Below are 18507 nucleotides of genomic sequence, written 5' to 3' on the forward strand. Positions count from 1 at the left end.
AGGCTATGCGTGTGTTAATTGTGGAAGATAATCCACTGCTGCGTCATCATCTGGCGGTGCAGCTGCGTGAGATGGGTCATCAGGTCGATGCCGCTGAAGATGCGAAAGAGGCTGACTACTTCCTCAACGAACACACCCCGGATATTACGCTGGTCGATCTTGGTCTGCCAGATGAAGACGGCATGACGCTGATCCGCCGCTGGCGTACTCAGGAAGTGCGTCAGCCTATTCTGGTATTGACCGCTCGTGACGGTTGGCAAGCCAAAGTTGAAGCGCTGGAAGCCGGTGCCGATGACTACGTCACCAAGCCGTTTCATATTGAAGAGGTGGTCGCACGTTTGCAGGCGCTGATGCGCCGCAACTGCGGTCTGGCCTCACAGATCATTACGCTGCAGCCTTTCCAGGTTGACCTCTCGCGCCGGGAATTAACCATCAACGACCGCCAGATTAAGCTCACCGCCTTCGAATACACCATTATTGAAACGTTGATTCGTAATGCTGGAAAAGTGGTCAGTAAGGATTCGCTGATGCTGCAACTCTATCCCGACGCTGAACTGCGCGAAAGCCATACCATCGATGTGTTGATGGGGCGTCTGCGCAAAAAGATTCAGGCAGAACATGCGCAGGAAGTTATCACTACAGTGCGCGGTCAGGGTTACCGCTTCGATCTCTGAAGGTATGATTAATTTTAGTTCTCGCCGTAAAAAACCCTTCTCGTTACGCATCCGTTTCCTCCTTGCCACCGCCGCCGTTGTTTTGACAATGTCTCTCTCCTACGGCATGGTTGCAGTGGTCGGTTACGTGGTGAGCTTCGATAAAAACACTTACCGCGTACTGCGCAGTGAAAGTAATCTGTTTTTCACCCTGGCTAAATGGCAGGACGATAAGCTGACTATCATGCAACCCGAGCGCATGACGCTTAATTTTCCAGCGCTGGTGTTTATTTATGACGATGGCGGTAAGCTTATCTGGCAGCAGCGGGATGTGCCGGATATCCGCTCGAAAATTCAGCGTGAATGGCTGAAAAAGTCTGATTTTTATGAAATTGACACCAACAATCACACCAGCCGCGAAGTGCTGGGCAATGATCGTGACGCACAGAAAAAGTTAAGCGACTATGACGATGACGGCAATGATACTTTCACCCACTCGGTGGCGGTCAATCGTTATAATGCAACGCTAACTTTGCCAAAGCTCACCATCGTGGTCGTCGACTCCATTCCTCAGGAGCTGCAACATTCCGACATCGTGTGGTCATGGTTCAGCTACGTGCTGCTGGCCAATCTGCTGCTGATCATTCCACTGTTGTGGCTTGCTGCGCACTGGAGCCTGCGCCCTATCGGCTCACTGGCGGCACAGGTACGCGAGCTGGAAGGCGGTAGCCGTGAAACGCTCGACCCGTCCACTCCGCAAGAACTCAAGGGACTGGTACGTAATTTAAACCTGCTGCTGGATAACGAGCGCCAGCGCTACACCCGCTACCGAACCACGTTGAGTGATTTGGCGCACAGCCTGAAAACACCGCTGGCGGTATTGCAGAGCACGCTTCGTTCATTACGCGGTGGTCGTAACCTTTCCATACAACAAGCTGAGCCGATAATGCTGGAGCAGATTAGCCGTATTTCGCAGCAGATAGGATATTATTTGCATCGCGCCAGCATGCAGGCCGATCACCATGCCCTGAAGCGCGACCTGCACTCGGTACCCGCCCTGCTCGACAGCCTGGGTTCGGCGCTGAATAAGGTTTACCAGCGCAAAGGCGTGGTTTTGACCCTGGATATTTCTCCGGAAGTGATCTTCGTCGGTGAACAAAATGATTTTATGGAAGTCATGGGCAACGTGCTGGATAACGCCTGTAAATACTGCCTGGAGTTTGTTGAGGTTAGCGTCCAGCAATCTGAAAATACCTTGCGTATCATCGTTGAAGATGACGGTCCCGGCATCCCGGAAAACAAGCGGGACCTGATATTTATCCGTGGCCAGCGCGCTGATACCCTGCGCCCGGGACAGGGCCTTGGGCTGTCGCTGGCACGAGATATCCTGGAACAGTACGCCGGGGAGATCAGCACCAGCACCAGCGCGCTTGGCGGTGCACGGATGGAAGTGATTTTTCAGCGCCAGTAACTTTCCGGGCGCGCCATACCCGATATAATTTGATAAGCAGGAAAGCAGCAAGCACGTTGTTCAAGGTGGCTAGGCCCATCAACGGGCCGTTTCAGAAGGGAAGCCAACGTATCTGCAGCGTGAAGAATGACGGGCGCAGTACCCAGCATCCGCTCCTCACTGTTATAATCTATCCACTTTGGCGTTTCAGGAAACCATCATGGAATATCAGCTCGATCTCAACTGGCCCGACTTTATTAACCGCTACTGGCAGAAACGCCCGGTGGTGCTAAAACGCGGCTTTAAAAACTTTGTCGACCCCATTTCTCCTGACGAGCTGGCTGGCCTGGCGATGGAAAACGAAGTGGATAGTCGCCTGGTCAGCCATCAGGATGGAAAATGGCAGGTCGGACACGGGCCGTTTGAGAGCTATGATCACCTTGGGGAAAATAACTGGTCGCTGCTGGTACAGGCGGTTAATCACTGGCATGAGCCTTCTGCCGCGCTGATGCATCCCTTCCGCGCCATTCCTGACTGGCGTGTTGACGACCTGATGATCTCCTTCTCGGTAGCCGGTGGCGGCGTAGGGCCTCACTTTGATCAGTATGATGTGTTTATCATCCAGGGCACCGGCCGCCGTCGCTGGCGAGTAGGTGAAAAAAGAGAGATGAAACAGCACTGTCCACATCCGGATCTGTTACAGGTGGAGCCTTTTGATGCCATTATCGATGAAGAGATGGAGCCAGGGGACATTCTTTATATTCCGCCAGGCTTCCCTCATGAAGGCTATTCGCTGGAAAACGCCATAAATTACTCGGTGGGCTTCCGTGCGCCAAGCGGGCGCGAGTTGATCAGCGGTTTTGCCGACTACGTGCTGGCACGCGAAATGGGAAGCCATCGTTTCAGCGATCCGGATGTACAAATGCGTGATAACAATGCAGAGATCCTCCCCGCAGAACTGGACGGTATCCGCGCTATGATGCTGGATGTCATCAACCAACCGCAGCACTTCAACCAGTGGTTTGGCGAATTTATTTCGCAATCGCGCCACGAACTGGATGTCGCTCCGCCTGAACCCCCGTATCAACCGGATGAAATTTACGATGCGTTGCAACAAAGCAGTCAACTGACACGTCTGGGAGGGCTGCGCGTGGTTTCCATTGGCGAGGCGGTATTTATCAATGGTGAAAGTGTGGAATCGCCCCACCGCTCTGCTCTGATGGCACTGGCTAACCAGCTGACGCTGGGCCAGGAACAGCTGGGTGATGCGCTTGAAGACCCCTCGTTTCTGGCACAGCTGGCAGCGTTGGTTAACAGCGGCTACTGGTATTTTGCCGACCAGGAATAAATACAATCATCACGGACGACCGCTGCCGTTGGTCGTCCGGCCGCGATCGTCTTCGCCGCCCGCGCCATAACCCCTGTCAATCCGGCTTGCCCGTTATGAAAACTGCCGCGATGCGGGCAATACGCGTCTCAGGACAGTATGCAGCGGCCAGACATCATTACCGACGCGGGTAACGCGGGTAATGAATGATATTATGAAAACAGAGTAACGTTTTACCCGGATTGCAATAGCTGTGCGGCCGGTCCGCGTGAAAACGCAGCGCCTCCCCTTCTTTAAGCCGCTGCCTGCAGCCATCAACCGCGATCTCCAGCTGCCCGCTAATGACGATTGCGTGCTCAATCACGCCCTGCTCATGCGCGCTGGATTCGCTCAGCGCTCCCGCCACCAACTCAACGACCAGCATTTCAAAGCCTGTCTCTGCATCGAAGGGAAATAACGGCACTATCTGCATTCCATGATTAGGCTGACGATATCCCTGCAACTGACCTTGACTGCGCGCAGCGCCACGATCGGCGATGTCCGCAGCGATAAAAGAAGAAAATGGCAGGTTAAAACCGCTGGCGATCTTCCATAGCGTCGCGATGGTAGGACTTGACTCCGCGCGCTCGATTTGCCCGAGCATGGCCTTACTCACCCCGGTCATCTGTGCCGCCTGAGTGAGGCTCCAGCCGCGCGTTGCACGCTGCGCCTTCAGAGTTTGCGCCAGATGATGTTGTAACCTGTCCACGTTAATTTCTCCATATTGTTTGCAATGAGTATAACCCCTTGTACGTTATAACGCACAATGCTACGTTGTGCGTTATAACGTACAGGACATCATCCGAGGAACCGACTATGCGTTCACCCCAGGCTCTGAACCACCCCACTTTTCCGGCGGTCGCCGCCGGATTTGTTGCCGTGCTGGTCAGTTACACCAGTTCTGCCGCCATTATCTTCCAGGCGGCAGAAGCGGCAGGTGCCAGCGCCGCGCAGATCGGAGGATGGATAACGGTACTCGGTCTGGCAATGGGCGTGACGACATTGGCACTGTCGCTGTGGTATCGCACGCCGGTGCTCACCGCCTGGTCAACGCCCGGTGCTGCGCTGCTGGTCACCAGTTTGCCGGGCACACCGCTTGATGAAGCGATTGGCGTATTTGTCTTCGCCTCCGCCCTGATGCTGATTTGCGGAATAACCGGGATTTTCTCTCGCTTGATGAACGCCATCCCACAGGCCATTACCAGCGCGATGCTGGCCGGTATCCTGCTGCACTTCGGTATTCATGGGTTCGCTGCGCTGCAGGTTAACGTTGCCCTGAGCGGCACCATGTGTCTGGTTTGGCTGCTGTCACGCCGCTGGTCACCGCGCTATGCCATCGTGTTGACGTTGCTGGCAGGCTTACTTGTGGCTGCCATACAGGGCGATATTCATCTGAACCACACGCCACGTTTCGCCATGCCGCAGTTTATTGCACCGCACTTTAGCCTGTCCTCGTTGATGGGTATTGGCATCCCGTTTTTCGTGGTCACCATGGCATCCCAGAACGCGCCAGGGATTGCCGCGCTGAAGGCCCACGGCTATGCCCTGCCGGTGTCACCACTGATTGCCTGGACCGCGCTGACCGCCCTGCTGCTGGCACCGTTCGGCGGGTTTAGCGTCTGTATCGCCGCAATCACCGCAGCCATTTGTATGGGGGAAGATGTGCACAGAGATCCTCAACGCCGATATTGGGCGGCAGCGGCGGCCGGAGTCTTTTATCTGCTGGCGGGAATATATGGTGGTGCCATCATTGGACTTTTTAATGCACTGCCGCTGGCGTTTATTCATACCATCGCCGGGCTGGCGCTGCTGGGTACGCTTTCCGCCAGCCTGCAACGCGCGCTGGGGGATGAAAAGCAGCGTGATGCGGCGACAATCGCTTTTCTGATCACCGCCTCGGGCGTCACTCTGCTGGGAGTGGGTTCCGCATTTTGGGGATTAATCGGCGGCGTTATCGCCCACCCGATCCTGACGCCGTCCAGGCGCTGAAGAGGGTTCACAGTTGTGCTGTGCGATCGGCCGGGCAATCATCTTCAGCACATTGTGAACCCATTCGGGCACGACCTGACTCGCCAGCCCGTAGTGCTTCTGTTCAAATTCGCTGCCCACCTGGCTCGGTTCCAGATTAAGCTCGATGGTGTGCGCCCCCTGCAAGCGGGCCTCGTGCACGAAGCCGGCAGCCGGATAGACGTGGCCAGAGGTGCCGATGGCGACGAAATAATCCGCTTCAACAATGGCCTGGCCTATTTCGTCCATCTGCAAAGGCATTTCGCCAAACCATACGATATGCGGGCGCAGTACCGACGGGAACTGGCAACAGTGGCAGCGATCGTTGGGTTTGACATCTTCGTTCCAGTGCAGGGTCTGGCCACTGTTGCTACAGCGTACCTTCAGCAGTTCCCCGTGCATATGGATGACATTGTGGTTGCCCGCCCGCTCGTGCAGGTTGTCAATATTCTGGGTCACCAGCAGAAAATGGTCGCCCAGCGCCGCTTCCAGTTCCGCCAGCGCCAGATGTGCGGCATTCGGCTGAACGTCTGGCTGTTGGAGCTGACGACGGCGCTGATTATAGAAATCCTGAACCCGCTGCGGGTTACGGGCGAAGCCTTCAGGCGTGGCCACATCTTCGACCTTGTGGTCTTCCCATAATCCGTCTGCGGCGCGAAAGGTCTTTATGCCTGACTCCGCAGAGATGCCCGCGCCGGTGAGCACGACAACCCGAGGCAGTCGATCGCGGGCAATCTCAATATTGCGGTCGCGTTCAAAAATGCGCTGACGGAAACGCTGGTGTACCTGGCGTCGGGTCTTCTTGTAGCGTGCCAGCCTCAGGCGGCGACGGGGTGTACGCATCATTAAATCCTCTAAACATTCAGGTGCAGGAATGCGGCACCGCGCATTCCTCCTGCGTCTCCATGACGCGCCTTAGCAAAGCGCGGTGGCCGGGCTATCGGTAACAGATGAGACCTCACCCGTTCTGCCAGACCGTCATACAGCGCATCGAAGTTGGACAAACCGCCGCCCAGAACCACCAGGTGCGGATCCAGCAGCGTCAAAATATTGCCTAAACAAACGGCCAGCAGCTCGCAATAACGTTCGGTGTGCGCCAAGGCGTCAGCCTCGCCTTGATAATAACGAGCGATAATCTCCGGCGCACTCTGTGCCTGCTGATAAAAATGCTGCCACAGCCAGGAAAATCCGGTTCCTGAGAGATAGCCCTCAATACAACCCTGCTTACCGCAGCCACAGGGCAGCAGAGGAATATCATGGCCAAGCACCCGCAGCGCATCTACCGGCAGACGCATATGGCCGAGTTCGCCGACCATATGGTTACGCCCGGTAACCGGCTTTCCGTCGACTATAAGCCCAGCGCCAACGCCAGTGCCGAGAATAACCCCCAATACTACCGGATAGTCGATGAATTCGTTATCCCAGGCTTCGGACAGGGCAAAACAGTTGGCATCATTATCAATACGCACTTCCCGACCAACACGCTCGCTGAGATCGGCCCGTAGCGTACGCCCGCGCGCCGCCGGGATATTAGCGCTAAACAGCGTACCGTCATCCGCTATCGGCAGCCCCGGTACGCCAATACCCACGCTGCCCCGTGCGCCACAAAAGGCATCTGCCTGCTGCGTCAGACTTTGCAGTACGGCCAGCAGCTGTGCATAGTCATCTCCTGGCGTGGCAACCCGCTGCTGCCAGATAAGCCGTCGCTGAGCGTCATACACGCCAAGGGCAATTTTACTGCCGCCGACATCAAAACCGTAATACATCTCACCTCCTGTGCTTACTGGCCGCTGAGCACCCTGGCCGGGTCGATACGGCTGGCGCGGCGAGCGGGGTACCAGCTGGCGATCAGACTGAGCACCAGCGATGTCAACAGTACGGCAACAACATCGCGCCATTGCAGTTCAGAGGGCAGAAAATCAATAAAATAGATATCACCGGAGAGGAATTGGTAGCCCGTTACCGCTTCAATCGCGTGCATGATGGGCGTCAGATTAACGGCAGCCAGTACCCCAACCACGACGCCACTGACGCTGCCCAACAGCCCGGCCAGCAGTCCGTACCAGACAAAAATGGCGCGAATAAGGCCATCTTTAGCCCCCAAAGTGCGCAGTACCGCAATATCGCTGCTCTTATCTTTCACTGCCATCACCAGCGTGGACACGATATTAAAGCAGGCAACGCCGATCACCAGCACCATTGCCAGATACATAATCGCGCGGATCATCTGAATGTCGCGATACATATATCCGTAGGTGCCGATCCAGCTACGAATATAAACGTAAGAATGCGTCACTTCCCCGGCCTGGCGCACCACGGCAGCCGCGTTGAACGGATCGTTGGCTTTGATGGCAATACCCGTCACATTTTCCCCCATGCCCAGCAGCTGTTGGGCATCGTCCAACGGTACCAAGGCCAGGCTGTGATCGAGCATGCCGCTGAGTTTAAGCACGCCGGCCACCTGCAAACGCACGCGCTTAGGCTGCAGCAATTTGTGGCCAGCATCGCTGTTGGGGATCATCACTGTCAGCCATTCGCCCTGTTTTAGCTTAAGGCTGTCTGCCACCCCTTGTCCCAGCAGGATCTGCTGCTTACCCGGCGCGAAACTTTGCCACGCATGCCCCTGTACGTAAGATGGCAACGCGCTAAGACGGCTTTCCAGCTGTGGATCAATCCCTTTTACCTGAACCGCCTGTAGCTTGCTGCCGCTTTCAATCAGCCCGGTAAAATTAATATAGGGTGCCGCTGCCGCCACGCCGGGAACCTGTGCGATCTTCGGTAACAGCGCCTGCCATCCGGTGAACGGCTGGTTAACGGGTTCGATTTCGCCATGCGGAACCACCGCCAGAATGCGCTGGTTGAGTTCACGTTCAAATCCGTTCATTGCGCTCAGGCCGATGATCAATACGGCAACGCCCAGCGCAATGCCCACGGTTGAGATCGCCGAGATCAGCGATACCATGCCGCCGCGCCGCCGGCCCCGGCTGAAGCGCAAACCCAGCAATAATGAAAGAGATCCCGCCATCAGAAACGTCCTGCCAGTTTCACCTGTTCGCTGAGCTGACCGTCACGCATCTCCATCTGACGCGGCAGACGTTTGGCCAGATGCAGATCGTGGGTGACCACCAAAAAAGCCGTACCCTGCCGCTGATTCAATTCATTTAACAGATCGAAAATGGCATCAGCGTTACGAGCATCAAGATTGCCGGTCGGCTCATCGGCCAGCACCAGGCGCGGGTTATTGACCAGCGCACGAGCAATCGCCACGCGCTGGCGCTCGCCTCCGGAGAGTTCAGACGGGCGATGCGCCGCACGATGCTCAAGACCGACTGCTTTCAGCATTTGCGCCGCCCGTTCTTGTGCCTGAGTCCTGGCGGTTTTCGCGATCAGCAGCGGCATAGCCACATTTTCCAACGCGCTGAAATCGGGTAGCAGATGGTGAAACTGGTAGATAAAGCCCAGCTCCCGGTTACGCAATCCGGCTTTTGCCGCAGAGGACATGGCGTTGAGTGAGCTGCCGTCGAACCGCACATCGCCAGAGCTTGGCGTATCCAGGCCGCCCAGCAGATGCATCAGGGTGCTCTTTCCCGAGCCGGAACTGCCGACAATGGCCATCATTTCACCTGGCTGAACCTCGAAGGTGACATTGCGCAAGACCTCGGTCTGCACGCTGCCTTCCTGATAGCGCTTGCACAGGTTGTCGCACTGCAACAGGATCTTGTTACTCATAGCGTAAAGCCTCTGCGGGTTGAACGGCGGCGGCGCGCCAGGATGGATAGAGTGTCGACAGCAGTGCCACGACGATCGCGGTGACGGTAATCGTGGCAACCTTTGCCAGAGAAATCTCAACCGGTAATGCCCCCCCCTCAAGGAAAGTGCCAATCACCGGCATCAGGTTATCAAGCTGGCTGGCCAGCAACACGCCCAGCAGTGCACCGAGCAGCGAACCGACAATGCCGGCCGTCGCCCCCTGCACCATAAACAGCGCGACAATTTGCCGACGCGTCAGCCCCTGAGTTTGCAGGATAGCCACTTCACCTTGTTTCTCCATGATCAGCAGACCCAGTGAAGTCACAATATTGAAAGCAGCCACGGCGACGATCAGGCTGAGCAGCAGCCCCATCATATTTTTTTCCATTTTAACCGCCTGGAACAGTTCGCCTTTACGCTCACGCCAGTCTTTCCACACCAGCGATTCAGGTAAGGCCTGCTGGCTGGTGCTGTCGACCTGCAACGGTTTGTCCAGCCACAGACGCCAGCCGGTAATATTGCCTGCCGGGTAGCGCATCAGGCGTGAGGCATCCTGCTGATTGACAAGAATCTGATAACCATCGACATCGCTGTTAGCGGAGAAAGTTCCGATCACGGTGAACAGCCGCTGGCTGGGAATGCGCCCCATCGGTGTAAACTGGCTGGCGGAGGGCACCATCAGGCGCACTTGTTCACCCGTCTTTAGCCCGAGCTGACCTGCCAGCTGCTCGCCGACGATCACATTATACTGGCCGGATCGCAGCTGCTGCTGCTTCACGTTAATCAAAAACGGCTTTAGCGGGTCGGCTTCATCAGGGTTAATCCCCAACATGACGCCGACGCCAACGCTGCCAGCGCTCTGCATGACCACTTCACCGGTGGTCAACGGCGTGATGCGGCTAACTCCGGACAGATGCAGGCTGCTGGCAGGCATCTGCTGGGGGTTGATGAAACCCGAATCGCTGGTAACCAACGCCTGAGGCATTAAACCTAACGTATTTTTTTCCAGCTGATGTTCCAGACCATTCATCACCGACAACACGGTGACCAGTGCCATCACGCCCAGCGTAATACCGATGGCCGAAAGCCAGGAGACAAACCGCCCGAAACGGTCTGAGCCACGCCCGCGCATGTAGCGCAGGCCAATAAATAAGGCGACAGGTTGATACATGGCATCCGTCTTTTGTTATGGCAGTAAACAATTGCAGGGGATGATAAAGGTTAGCACCGCTTTATGGAACCACTAAGCCTCTGACTTTGCGCATTGTTTCGTCAGCAGCTGAAAAATTCCCCTAAATATGTCAAAACCAACTGCATAGAGCCGCCCTGCCGCCCGGTTGAGCATCATCTGCTTAAAACCTGAACAGTGTGGCGGAGATAACGCCCGCGTAAAATCACCACCTCCCTGATAAGGTTAATCTGGAATTAAGATAATCTGGCGCATAGTCCGCTCTTTTATTCGCTCGATCCTCTTTTATGGGTTATATGTTGCAATGCAATACATCAAGGCTCTGCAGTAGAGCATATGAGAATCGTTAACGTTAATAGTGACTTAATGACTCTTGTTGCGTGAGCAAAAATGACATCCTGGCCATTAGGTAAAATATCGATAAATTTTCCGCAACCGGGCGTCACGCCTCCTTTAAACCCGTAATTTCACGCTATTTAACTCATATCGTTATGTGGCAAACCCCACAGCCAGCCGTAAGCCGGCCGGCCGGTGAGCGATTTATTTTTACCGTCCTGAGCCTGAAAGATGCCAAATAATACTTATCACCTTAGTCGGGCCATCATGCTATTTACCCTTGCCATGCTGCTGTCGAGTATCGGCCTCGAGTCACGTCATTTTGCCTCGCTGTCACTATTCTGGCCCTGTAATGCCGTATTTCTCGGACTGCTGGTTCGCTTTCCTTCGCTGGACAAATCGGGCAACCTGCTGGTGCTTTATATGGGCATGTTGTGCGCCGAACTCTGTTTTGGCAACGACATAATGGTGGCCATTGGGCTGAATGCCGCCAACATTGTGTTTATTACCACCGCGCGTTGGGTGCTGCTTACCCTGTACTTCAGGCGCACGTTTACCCGTCGTTTGCAGGCTCTGTTGCACCTGTTTCCGGCATCACTGCTCGGAGCGGCAGCATGTGCGGTGGTTGGAGCCGTCGTCAGCCAGCACTACTTTGACGATGATCTGGTCAAAGCCTGGTCCTCGTGGTTTTCCGAACAGATGTCGACCTCAATTTTGCTGTTGCCGCTGATGATTAGCCTGCCGCGCCGTCAGCAGCTGCCGCAGCTTGCCGCAGCGCTGCGCGACAGCAGCGTTTTGCCTCTGCTGACGCTGATCGTGACAATCGTCAGTGCAATTTGGTTGGGTGGGGGTGGCAGTCTGCTGTTCCCCCTGCCCGCGTTGCTATGGTGCGCCATCAGCTATCCGCTCTTTGTCACCTGTTTTCTGACCATGCTGACCGGTATTAGCGAAATTATATTGGTGGCAGGCAATGTATTGAATATTCAGGGTAAGGGTGATCTGTTTCGCATCGACAGCTTGTCCTCTGCACGCCTCGGCGTGGCGGCCATGCTGATCGGTCCGCTGATTGTCAGCCTGAGCACGCTTTCTAATAAAAAGCTGGTGGCACGCATTACCCGGCGTGCTGATTATGACTTTTTAACCGGTGCGCTGACACGCAGCGGTCTCTCAACAAAACTGGATTCACTGGTTACCGGGCGCAACCGGCAACAGGGATTTATCGGCGCAGCGCTAGTGATTGATATCGACCGTTTCAAGGATATCAATGACACTTGGGGCCATGCTGCGGGGGACTACGTACTGGCAAAAACCGCTGAGTGTCTTCGTGAAGGGCTATCACCATCGACGCTGGTTTGTCGTATGGGCGGGGAAGAGTTTTTGATTTTGATCCAGGGGATGACGCAGCCTCGCTCGTCACTGTTGGCCAATCGCCTGCGGCAAAACGTTGAAAACAACAAGATTATTTTTAACGGTCACGATTTGAGTGTGACGGTCAGTATTGGCATCAGCTCGCTTAACATCAGCAACGTGAACAGCCTTGACGAGTCGATTATGCGCGCCGACGAACAGCTCTATATTGCCAAGAGTAGCGGGCGTAATCAGGTACGACCCGAATTTGTGCTGTAATGATGCCAACCCGCACGCCACGGGTTGGCTTTGTAGAGTAACAACTGCCGATCATTTTAGGTAAGCCCGGTAAAAGGGGAGAGTTAACGCGGTCGATATTCGCTCACCTCTTAATAATAGGCAATTTTGCGATCGATTCCGTTCAGGTTAACCATCATGTAGCCGCTGGGCGTCAGATCGGTGGGTGTGCTTGCCGTGGCGGTGGCGATTGTCAGTATGCCTTTCTCATTCGCCCCGACTCCCGCCAGCCCGTTATGCAAGCTCATACGCGCTGCCGGAGATACCGTGCCTATGGTGGTAAGATCGGCAACTTCGTCCAGATCCGAAGTAAATAACGAACATACCCCGGACTCAAAGCGCGTTGGCCCGGTCGATGTCAGATTAAACAGGCTATCGCCACTGTTAGCTTTGAGTTTCACCCAAATCTCCGATGTGGTAGTACCAACGCGGTTGTATTTGATGTCGAGCACCGCCGGTAAACCATAATGGCGGATGTCGGCGTAGATCGCCTTAGCACAGCGATAGATAGCAAGATAGCTGGTGCCTGAAGACATCGCCGTGACAGGATTACCGGCGACCCCGTTGATTTCTTCATTAGTGAGTTTGCCAGTCATCTCAACAATCCACTGCTGGTTCTCTTTCGGCATAAAAACCTTGCCCAACTTATACCACTTATCGCAGCCAGAATTATTGGTTATCCGGTAGCCACTGTGCCATCCCACACGCAGAGTCCCGGTCATCTGGGTACCAAAACTTTCATCCCGGCGCCAGCCAGTTTCAAAACCGGACAACCAGCGGTCGGTGGTGTTGTTCAGACTTACGGATCCACCTGATTGCAGGTTGAGCTGCCTTATTTGCACGCGTGCATTGTCCAGAATCAACGGGTTGGCGCAGTCTTCCAGACTGAGTGCGTCAATCAACCACTGGCCATTGTTCAGGTCACCGGGGAAACGGGTATGTTTAATCCAGACATTACGCAGGATGCCCTGGGTCACGCGCGGCATCATCAAAGTTGCATCACTAAAGCCATGCTGAAAGTTAGCGTTTGACAGTTCTATCGCCGTTGAGTGATCCCAGGCACCGTTCGCGCTGTTTGACCAGCCGACCTCGATGACCCGGCCGTAGGTGTTATTGGTGTAGATATGATCGATCCTGGTGTCCAAAGTATCCAGTAATTTGAATACCGTTCCGCCGTTGTTTTGAGCACGAAAACAGGTAACCTGAACGTCTTCTCCCGCGACGATGGTGTTTTCAAAAAACGGTTGTTGATTACTGCACATTTCAGCCGATATGGCTCTCTGATTAACGTTGATGTCTGCATCTGCCCGGCCGTCCCAGCTCATTCCTGCGATCACGGTACGCCGCGCCTGAACCTTGAACACGGGCGTGGCTGACATGTCAGAGATAATCGTGGTACGCGGTGTTAGCCCCTGTGAACTATCGTCGCCGTAAAGACTAAACAAGCGTATTTCACTGGCGGACAGGTCGATGGGATGGATTAAGAAATTGCCGGCAGGAAATCGCACTCCCATCTTATCGCCCTCGCCATGGACGCTTTTCGACCAGCTCAACATGCGTTTACAGGCCGTGCTGTCATCCGTGACGCCGTCACCTTTAGCGCCAAAGTGGTAGATATTCAGCTCTTCTATGCTATTACTGACGCGACTCCAATAAAAACCATGACCCACGGCCAACGTACCGCCATCATCTGCTGGTAGCACTGAAGAGTGGGTGCCGATAAAATGACCTCCACCGTGGAAGCTGTCGCCCTCATCGTGATAACGGGTTAATAGCGCAATTTCAGCAGATTCAGTCGGCTCGGTGGTCCGTAATTCAGCGAAAGAGTTAACTTCGATCATAATAACCTCCAGGACAATGCGCACCCGCGCAGCGCCTTATTCAGGATAAATTAAATGGTTAGGTTAATTCAGCTTTTAATAGTGGTGCGATATCTTTATGTCATGCGCTGCCGGACAGGGGACGCACACATATAAACACTTCCAGCCATGTTGACAGCACGGCTGTGGATATCAGCACAAAAAACACCAACATGTATATACCACCCCATGAAACCTGTATGAATACAAATACAGGATCTCATGCAGGGTATTCTGCCCGCTTACATCAACATTCCAGTCAATTCCTTTTCTAACCGCCCGATGACAAAGCCTTAGATCGCCAAAATAATAAGAATCTGACCCTGACTGCCAGAAAAATTCGATGTTAATAGCCTATAACGGAAATTGCGTACGCATTCAAATAGAAGAAAAATAATTGATAAATCGCTATATGACCGCCTGAATCCGATGGGTTATCAATCAGGTATTTTCGCATTCCAGCTCACATTCAAGCGCAGTTAACACGCCACAGACAAAGCCCTCCGCAGTCTGTAGTTTCTTACGAATTGTTCCGTCCGCGCAGCGGCGTCTGCGGGCAATTGAACGCAGTGAAATCAGATAAAGATAGTGGGCGACCAGAATATCATGTTGCTCTTTAGACTCCATCGCCAACCGACTAATACAGCTATCAAGGATGATGCCATCACCATCACTGCATTGCAGCCTGTTGCCACCATGATGAGTAATCAACCCTCTGAATCCAGATGCGACCGAGGCATACCCCAGCCGACGCTCGCCGGACGATGCCCAGGCTCCCCAACGCTGAAGTAGTAGTTTGATGTTTCGCATAGAGTGCTCCTGGCTTGATGACTGACGCAGCCAACACACAGCTGACTGCCCCACCAGCTAAAATATTGATTCAGACACCCGCAGCAGCGCTGACCAAACGGGCGGCCTTGCGGTTAACAGACCAAAGCAACTGATTCGCTTTTTAAGCATCAACGCTGCCTGCCGACAAACAGTGCAACCTGAAACTCGCGCCAGGGTTAATAACATCATCTGAGGCACAATGTTTGTGCTTCTATTATCCCGGTCACGACCGCCGCTTTACTGAACGCAATGACATCCAGCCAGCATCCCGGACACCTGATACTTCCCTATCTCAGCACGCTTGTTAATTTTTCCTGTATAACACCGTGCAATAGCTAAATCTATAGCAGGTCACGTTTATAGCAAAAAGTATCAATTTTTTCATAGCCGCGAGTGATTTATTTAAGTGAATCAGGGTAAATTCAATTTTTGAAATTTGTTAATAGGGTTGTGGCGGCTACTTATTGATGAAAAGGGCTGTTACTTTCGGCCACGGATATTTCAAAAAATGTTGGTCTCGCGGGCGGGATCTGTCAGCACGGTTTTTATCAGGCTCTTATCCCGTTATTGGTTATATTACTCAATAACGGGATAAGTCTTAAACCTGAGCAGGGTTAATACTGTTAATAACAGAAAATTTAAACGTGCTGTTACTTCAGAAGTTCACCGACGGGAATAACCTAACGGTGATAAGTAAATAGTCGTCATGGTTTGATGCGCCGTTTGATTGCACTTAGCCTGGAGTGAATTCGGCGAGTGAGAAGTGAATACTTGCGGACAGGTGTTACATGATCGAATGAAATATCACCAGGGGATGACGGGAGTCAGGAATCTGACAATACCGATGTTGTTTTGACTTATTGCATCATTTTAGTGGTGGCGATGAGGCAAAAAAGAAAACAACAGCCGCATCAAGCGGCCTGTCGGGTTAACACACGCTTTCGCTGTCACTGTCATCACTCTGTAAGGACTCGATAAACTTTCGTTGTTCTAAAGTGAGTCGCCAACCTTCCAAATCGGGTGCTGCCGATGTTTTATCTTGCCTGGCAACATCCTGCATGGGTGAATGACCGTCATCCAAATCGTCAGCAGATTTGATTTTGTTATCCATAAACTCTGTTACCGAACATTGTTCAGAAAGAGAGCGCAACCCGCAACGGCACCTTAGCCGTTGACCTGACTGGACGTTTCTCTCACTGAATACGTTCCGGTCTCCCTGTATAATTTGACAAGTTCCATTTTAGGATTTTTCCGCACGGTTATAAGTTAATTGTTCTAATGTTTAATAAGGCAAGGATAAACTGCGGGAGGCGAAAAGCCTTATGCAGTACAAATCAGCTCGGCGAGGTTACTGGCCTGGTTTGCAGCGGCCACTTCATGGCTTAACCCCCCGTCTCTTCCAGTACCTGACAAATTACTGCAGAAAGTTGCTTGATCTCGAATTTAGCCACATAGCCATTGGCTCCAACCTTACGGACATGATCTTCGTTGGCACTGCCAGAGAGTGAAGAGTGAATGACTACCGGAATATCTCTCAGATACGGGTCGCTTTTGATATGCCGCGTCAGGGTAAATCCATCCATTTCCGGCATTTCAAGATCGGTTAGTACCAGCCCGATTTTGTCCTGGATTGGTCGCCCCTCTGCCTGGGCTTCCTGGCGCAACTGTTTAATTTTATTCCAGGCTTCCAGACCGGTATTGTGCATCATGGCCGGGATCCCCATCACTTTCAGGCCTTGCTCAATCATTTGACGCGCCAGCCTGGAGTCTTCTGCCACAATCGCTACCGCACCTGGCGGCAATGTTACCTTCTTGATATCGATATCACCTTCTGTCACTTCGCGTACCGAAGGAATGATATCGTGCAGGATCTGCTCGACATCCAGCACCAACGCCATGTTATTTTGATCATTGAGGTTGGCGATGCTGGTGATGTTTTTCGTATTGACTCCGGAGTCAGCGGCATGTACCTGGCTCCAGTCAAGCCTGACGATGTCATCTACCGACTCCACGGCAAACGCCTGGGTGCTGCGCGCGTACTCAGTCACCAGCAACAAATTTAGCCCGGTGGTGGGAGTACAGCCGGCCACGGCGGGCAGATCGATGACCGGGATCAGTTGGCCACGAATATTGGCCATTCCGAGTAACGGCGACTTCATCCCTGCCGCGCGCGTGATATTGGTCATCGGTACAATTTCACGCAGTTTGAATACGTTAATACCGAATAATTCAGGCTCTTCGCCCTGACAGGCAGACCCCAGACGAAATAACAAGAGTTCAAATTTATTTGATAATGCGAGATTCGCTCTCTCATCAATCTCTTTCTGGAAGTTATCCATGTCTACCTCTGGGTCATAATTGATTATCGTTAACTGACGTGGCAAAACGCCTTCCGGCACCTACATAGTGTTATCGGCAATAATAAAAAAACATACAGGACAAATTTTGCAGTCTTTGTGGATCAGCAAGGGCGCGGCCAATAGCAAGTTGTCCCTTTTCTCATGTTATCCGACGCACGAACAGATGCCGCTAGCTGGCAGGTAGGCGGTAAGCACAAGCTGAAGCACCGAAGAAGGTTGCTCGCATGGTAAGCCTTGATCCTGTCTTGCAAGGGCTGTCTGAAAAGTATTATGTGGCTTCAGGAGGTGTCTGCTGGCTTAGAAATTACGTATCGCCGGAGGAAAAACCCATATGGGTGAAAATCGTGCTTATCTCATCTTTGCTTCTGGCGCTGCATACCGCGATATGAATGAGTGATATTATATCTTTATAGTTTCCCTGGTATTGACACGTTGTTTACCGCAGCGGATGTGGCCAACCGTGATCCCAACCTATAACTGACAACACACCGCAGCTGACCCAATAAACGCCAACGGCAAGTAACAGTAAAACGACAAATAATTCAATATAGTTAATGACTTTTAGCTTATGCACAGGCAATCCCTCATTTTTTGCACGGTTAATAACCTACTGAAAAATTTAGAGTGTTACCGGTAAGCATGCAACTTAAAATCGAGGGTAATCCCATTAAAATTATTAATTTTAATTACGAAAAGCGTACCCGGTACTCGCCCGGAGCGACAGACGTTGTGCTATCCCTTTCTGATATAACGGAATATAACGTCAATGTAGCAAACGCAGATCGCCTGTCGAGGTTTGCATCAAGGCGGAGATGAATAACATGCCGGTGAGTTTATACCAACCCGTGACTCAAAATCGCTCTTAACGCCAGGACATCGGGTAAAACCGTGAGATTCTTTGTCTGCCAGCGGCAGGAAATGGCAGAAAGAGACCTGATTTTAGCAGGGCGACTGGTCAGCTCCGGCCGGCAATAAAATGCGTAGCAGTCAAGGTAGGATTTGTTGGCAGCAGATACCCTGTGCACTGGCCTGAGCACTGCCTGTGACAGTTCTCATGCTCAG

Annotated in this window: 15 protein-coding genes; 5 read left to right on the forward strand and 10 right to left on the reverse strand. The window is 53.1% G+C overall.

Features of this window, described 5'->3' with window-relative positions; all coding sequences use genetic code 11:
• Positions 1-5: 5 nt before the first annotated feature.
• From phoP to EPYR_RS10530, 3 genes are all read left to right on the forward strand, one after another.
• Positions 6-674: a two-component system response regulator PhoP gene (gene phoP, locus EPYR_RS10520; RefSeq protein ID WP_012668387.1), complete on the forward strand. Its 669-nt coding sequence runs from the start codon at positions 6-8 to the stop codon at positions 672-674.
• 4 nt (positions 675-678) lie between these two features.
• Entirely contained in the window at positions 679-2124 is a 1446-nt protein-coding gene (gene phoQ, locus EPYR_RS10525) for a two-component system sensor histidine kinase PhoQ (RefSeq protein ID WP_012668388.1), read from the forward strand.
• Between the two features lie 199 nt (positions 2125-2323).
• On the forward strand, positions 2324-3451 hold the full coding sequence (locus EPYR_RS10530; protein ID WP_012668389.1) for a ribosomal protein uL16 3-hydroxylase: 1128 nt from the start codon (positions 2324-2326) through the stop codon (positions 3449-3451).
• A 157-nt stretch (positions 3452-3608) separates the two neighbouring features.
• Here the strand turns inward: EPYR_RS10530 and EPYR_RS10535 are convergent, their stop codons facing one another.
• Positions 3609-4178 carry a helix-turn-helix domain-containing protein gene (locus EPYR_RS10535; protein ID WP_012668390.1) on the reverse strand — a complete coding sequence of 190 codons (570 nt, stop codon included), beginning with the start codon at positions 4176-4178 and terminating at the stop codon, positions 3609-3611.
• A gap of 107 nt (positions 4179-4285) precedes the next feature.
• Here EPYR_RS10535 and EPYR_RS10540 point away from each other — a divergent pair, with 107 nt between their 5' ends.
• Positions 4286-5458: a benzoate/H(+) symporter BenE family transporter gene (locus EPYR_RS10540; protein WP_012668391.1), complete on the forward strand. Its 1173-nt coding sequence runs from the start codon at positions 4286-4288 to the stop codon at positions 5456-5458.
• On the opposite strand, the gene cobB is transcribed toward EPYR_RS10540, so the two are convergent.
• The 5 genes from cobB to lolC are packed head-to-tail and all read right to left on the reverse strand — an operon-like array spanning position 5408 to position 10397.
• Complete coding sequence (gene cobB / locus EPYR_RS10545) at positions 5408-6322, reverse strand: Sir2 family NAD+-dependent deacetylase (RefSeq protein ID WP_014539045.1); 915 nt, start codon at positions 6320-6322, stop codon at positions 5408-5410. The two genes, EPYR_RS10540 and cobB, sit on opposite strands and share 51 nt — an antisense overlap.
• 8 nt (positions 6323-6330) lie before the next feature.
• Positions 6331-7242, reverse strand: a complete 912-nt coding sequence (gene nagK / locus EPYR_RS10550; RefSeq protein WP_012668393.1) for an N-acetylglucosamine kinase — start codon at positions 7240-7242, stop codon at positions 6331-6333.
• A 14-nt stretch (positions 7243-7256) separates the two neighbouring features.
• The gene (gene lolE, locus EPYR_RS10555; protein WP_012668394.1) at positions 7257-8501 is read right to left on the reverse strand and encodes a lipoprotein-releasing ABC transporter permease subunit LolE; all 1245 of its coding nucleotides are present in this window, start codon (positions 8499-8501) and stop codon (positions 7257-7259) included.
• A complete protein-coding gene (gene lolD, locus EPYR_RS10560) occupies positions 8501-9205 on the reverse strand; it encodes a lipoprotein-releasing ABC transporter ATP-binding protein LolD (protein ID WP_012668395.1) in 705 nt (234 codons plus the stop codon). Before lolD ends, lolE begins: the two co-directional genes overlap by 1 nt.
• A complete protein-coding gene (gene lolC, locus EPYR_RS10565; protein ID WP_012668396.1) occupies positions 9198-10397 on the reverse strand; it encodes a lipoprotein-releasing ABC transporter permease subunit LolC in 1200 nt (399 codons plus the stop codon). Before lolC ends, lolD begins: the two co-directional genes overlap by 8 nt.
• Positions 10398-10982: 585 nt before the next feature.
• Here lolC and EPYR_RS10570 point away from each other — a divergent pair.
• Positions 10983-12377 (forward strand): GGDEF domain-containing protein, encoded by a 1395-nt coding sequence (locus tag EPYR_RS10570; RefSeq protein WP_012668397.1) that lies wholly within the window; start codon positions 10983-10985, stop codon positions 12375-12377.
• A gap of 110 nt (positions 12378-12487) precedes the next feature.
• Here the strand turns inward: EPYR_RS10570 and EPYR_RS10575 are convergent, their stop codons facing one another.
• From EPYR_RS10575 to EPYR_RS10585, 4 genes are all read right to left on the reverse strand, one after another.
• Positions 12488-14236 (reverse strand): glycosyl hydrolase family 28-related protein, encoded by a 1749-nt coding sequence (locus tag EPYR_RS10575; protein ID WP_012668398.1) that lies wholly within the window; start codon positions 14234-14236, stop codon positions 12488-12490.
• 459 nt (positions 14237-14695) lie between these two features.
• Positions 14696-15064 carry an antiterminator Q family protein gene (locus EPYR_RS10580; protein WP_012668399.1) on the reverse strand — a complete coding sequence of 123 codons (369 nt, stop codon included), beginning with the start codon at positions 15062-15064 and terminating at the stop codon, positions 14696-14698.
• Positions 15065-16013: 949 nt separating this feature from the next.
• Positions 16014-16196, reverse strand: a complete 183-nt coding sequence (locus tag EPYR_RS19245) for a hypothetical protein (protein ID WP_071819816.1) — start codon at positions 16194-16196, stop codon at positions 16014-16016.
• A gap of 271 nt (positions 16197-16467) precedes the next feature.
• The gene (locus EPYR_RS10585) at positions 16468-17424 is read right to left on the reverse strand and encodes a chemotaxis protein (protein ID WP_012668401.1); all 957 of its coding nucleotides are present in this window, start codon (positions 17422-17424) and stop codon (positions 16468-16470) included.
• Between the last annotated feature and the right edge of the window lie 1083 nt (positions 17425-18507).

The sequence above is a fragment of the Erwinia pyrifoliae DSM 12163 genome, assembly GCF_000026985.1.
Taxonomy (GTDB): domain Bacteria; phylum Pseudomonadota; class Gammaproteobacteria; order Enterobacterales; family Enterobacteriaceae; genus Erwinia; species Erwinia pyrifoliae.

Excerpts from the sequence above, each read along its gene's own strand:
- phoP (WP_012668387.1), top strand. The coding sequence starts at position 6 with ATGCGTGTGTTAATTGTGGAAGATAATCCACTGCTGCGTCATCATCTG.
- phoQ (WP_012668388.1), top strand. The coding sequence starts at position 679 with ATGATTAATTTTAGTTCTCGCCGTAAAAAACCCTTCTCGTTACGCATC.
- EPYR_RS10530 (WP_012668389.1), top strand. The coding sequence starts at position 2,324 with ATGGAATATCAGCTCGATCTCAACTGGCCCGACTTTATTAACCGCTAC.
- EPYR_RS10540 (WP_012668391.1), top strand. The coding sequence starts at position 4,286 with ATGCGTTCACCCCAGGCTCTGAACCACCCCACTTTTCCGGCGGTCGCC.
- cobB (WP_014539045.1), bottom strand. The coding sequence starts at position 6,322 with ATGATGCGTACACCCCGTCGCCGCCTGAGGCTGGCACGCTACAAGAAG.
- nagK (WP_012668393.1), bottom strand. The coding sequence starts at position 7,242 with ATGTATTACGGTTTTGATGTCGGCGGCAGTAAAATTGCCCTTGGCGTG.
- lolE (WP_012668394.1), bottom strand. The coding sequence starts at position 8,501 with ATGGCGGGATCTCTTTCATTATTGCTGGGTTTGCGCTTCAGCCGGGGC.
- lolD (WP_012668395.1), bottom strand. The coding sequence starts at position 9,205 with ATGAGTAACAAGATCCTGTTGCAGTGCGACAACCTGTGCAAGCGCTAT.
- lolC (WP_012668396.1), bottom strand. The coding sequence starts at position 10,397 with ATGTATCAACCTGTCGCCTTATTTATTGGCCTGCGCTACATGCGCGGG.
- EPYR_RS10570 (WP_012668397.1), top strand. The coding sequence starts at position 10,983 with ATGCCAAATAATACTTATCACCTTAGTCGGGCCATCATGCTATTTACC.
- EPYR_RS10575 (WP_012668398.1), bottom strand. The coding sequence starts at position 14,236 with ATGATCGAAGTTAACTCTTTCGCTGAATTACGGACCACCGAGCCGACT.
- EPYR_RS10580 (WP_012668399.1), bottom strand. The coding sequence starts at position 15,064 with ATGCGAAACATCAAACTACTACTTCAGCGTTGGGGAGCCTGGGCATCG.
- EPYR_RS19245 (WP_071819816.1), bottom strand. The coding sequence starts at position 16,196 with ATGGATAACAAAATCAAATCTGCTGACGATTTGGATGACGGTCATTCA.
- EPYR_RS10585 (WP_012668401.1), bottom strand. The coding sequence starts at position 17,424 with ATGGATAACTTCCAGAAAGAGATTGATGAGAGAGCGAATCTCGCATTA.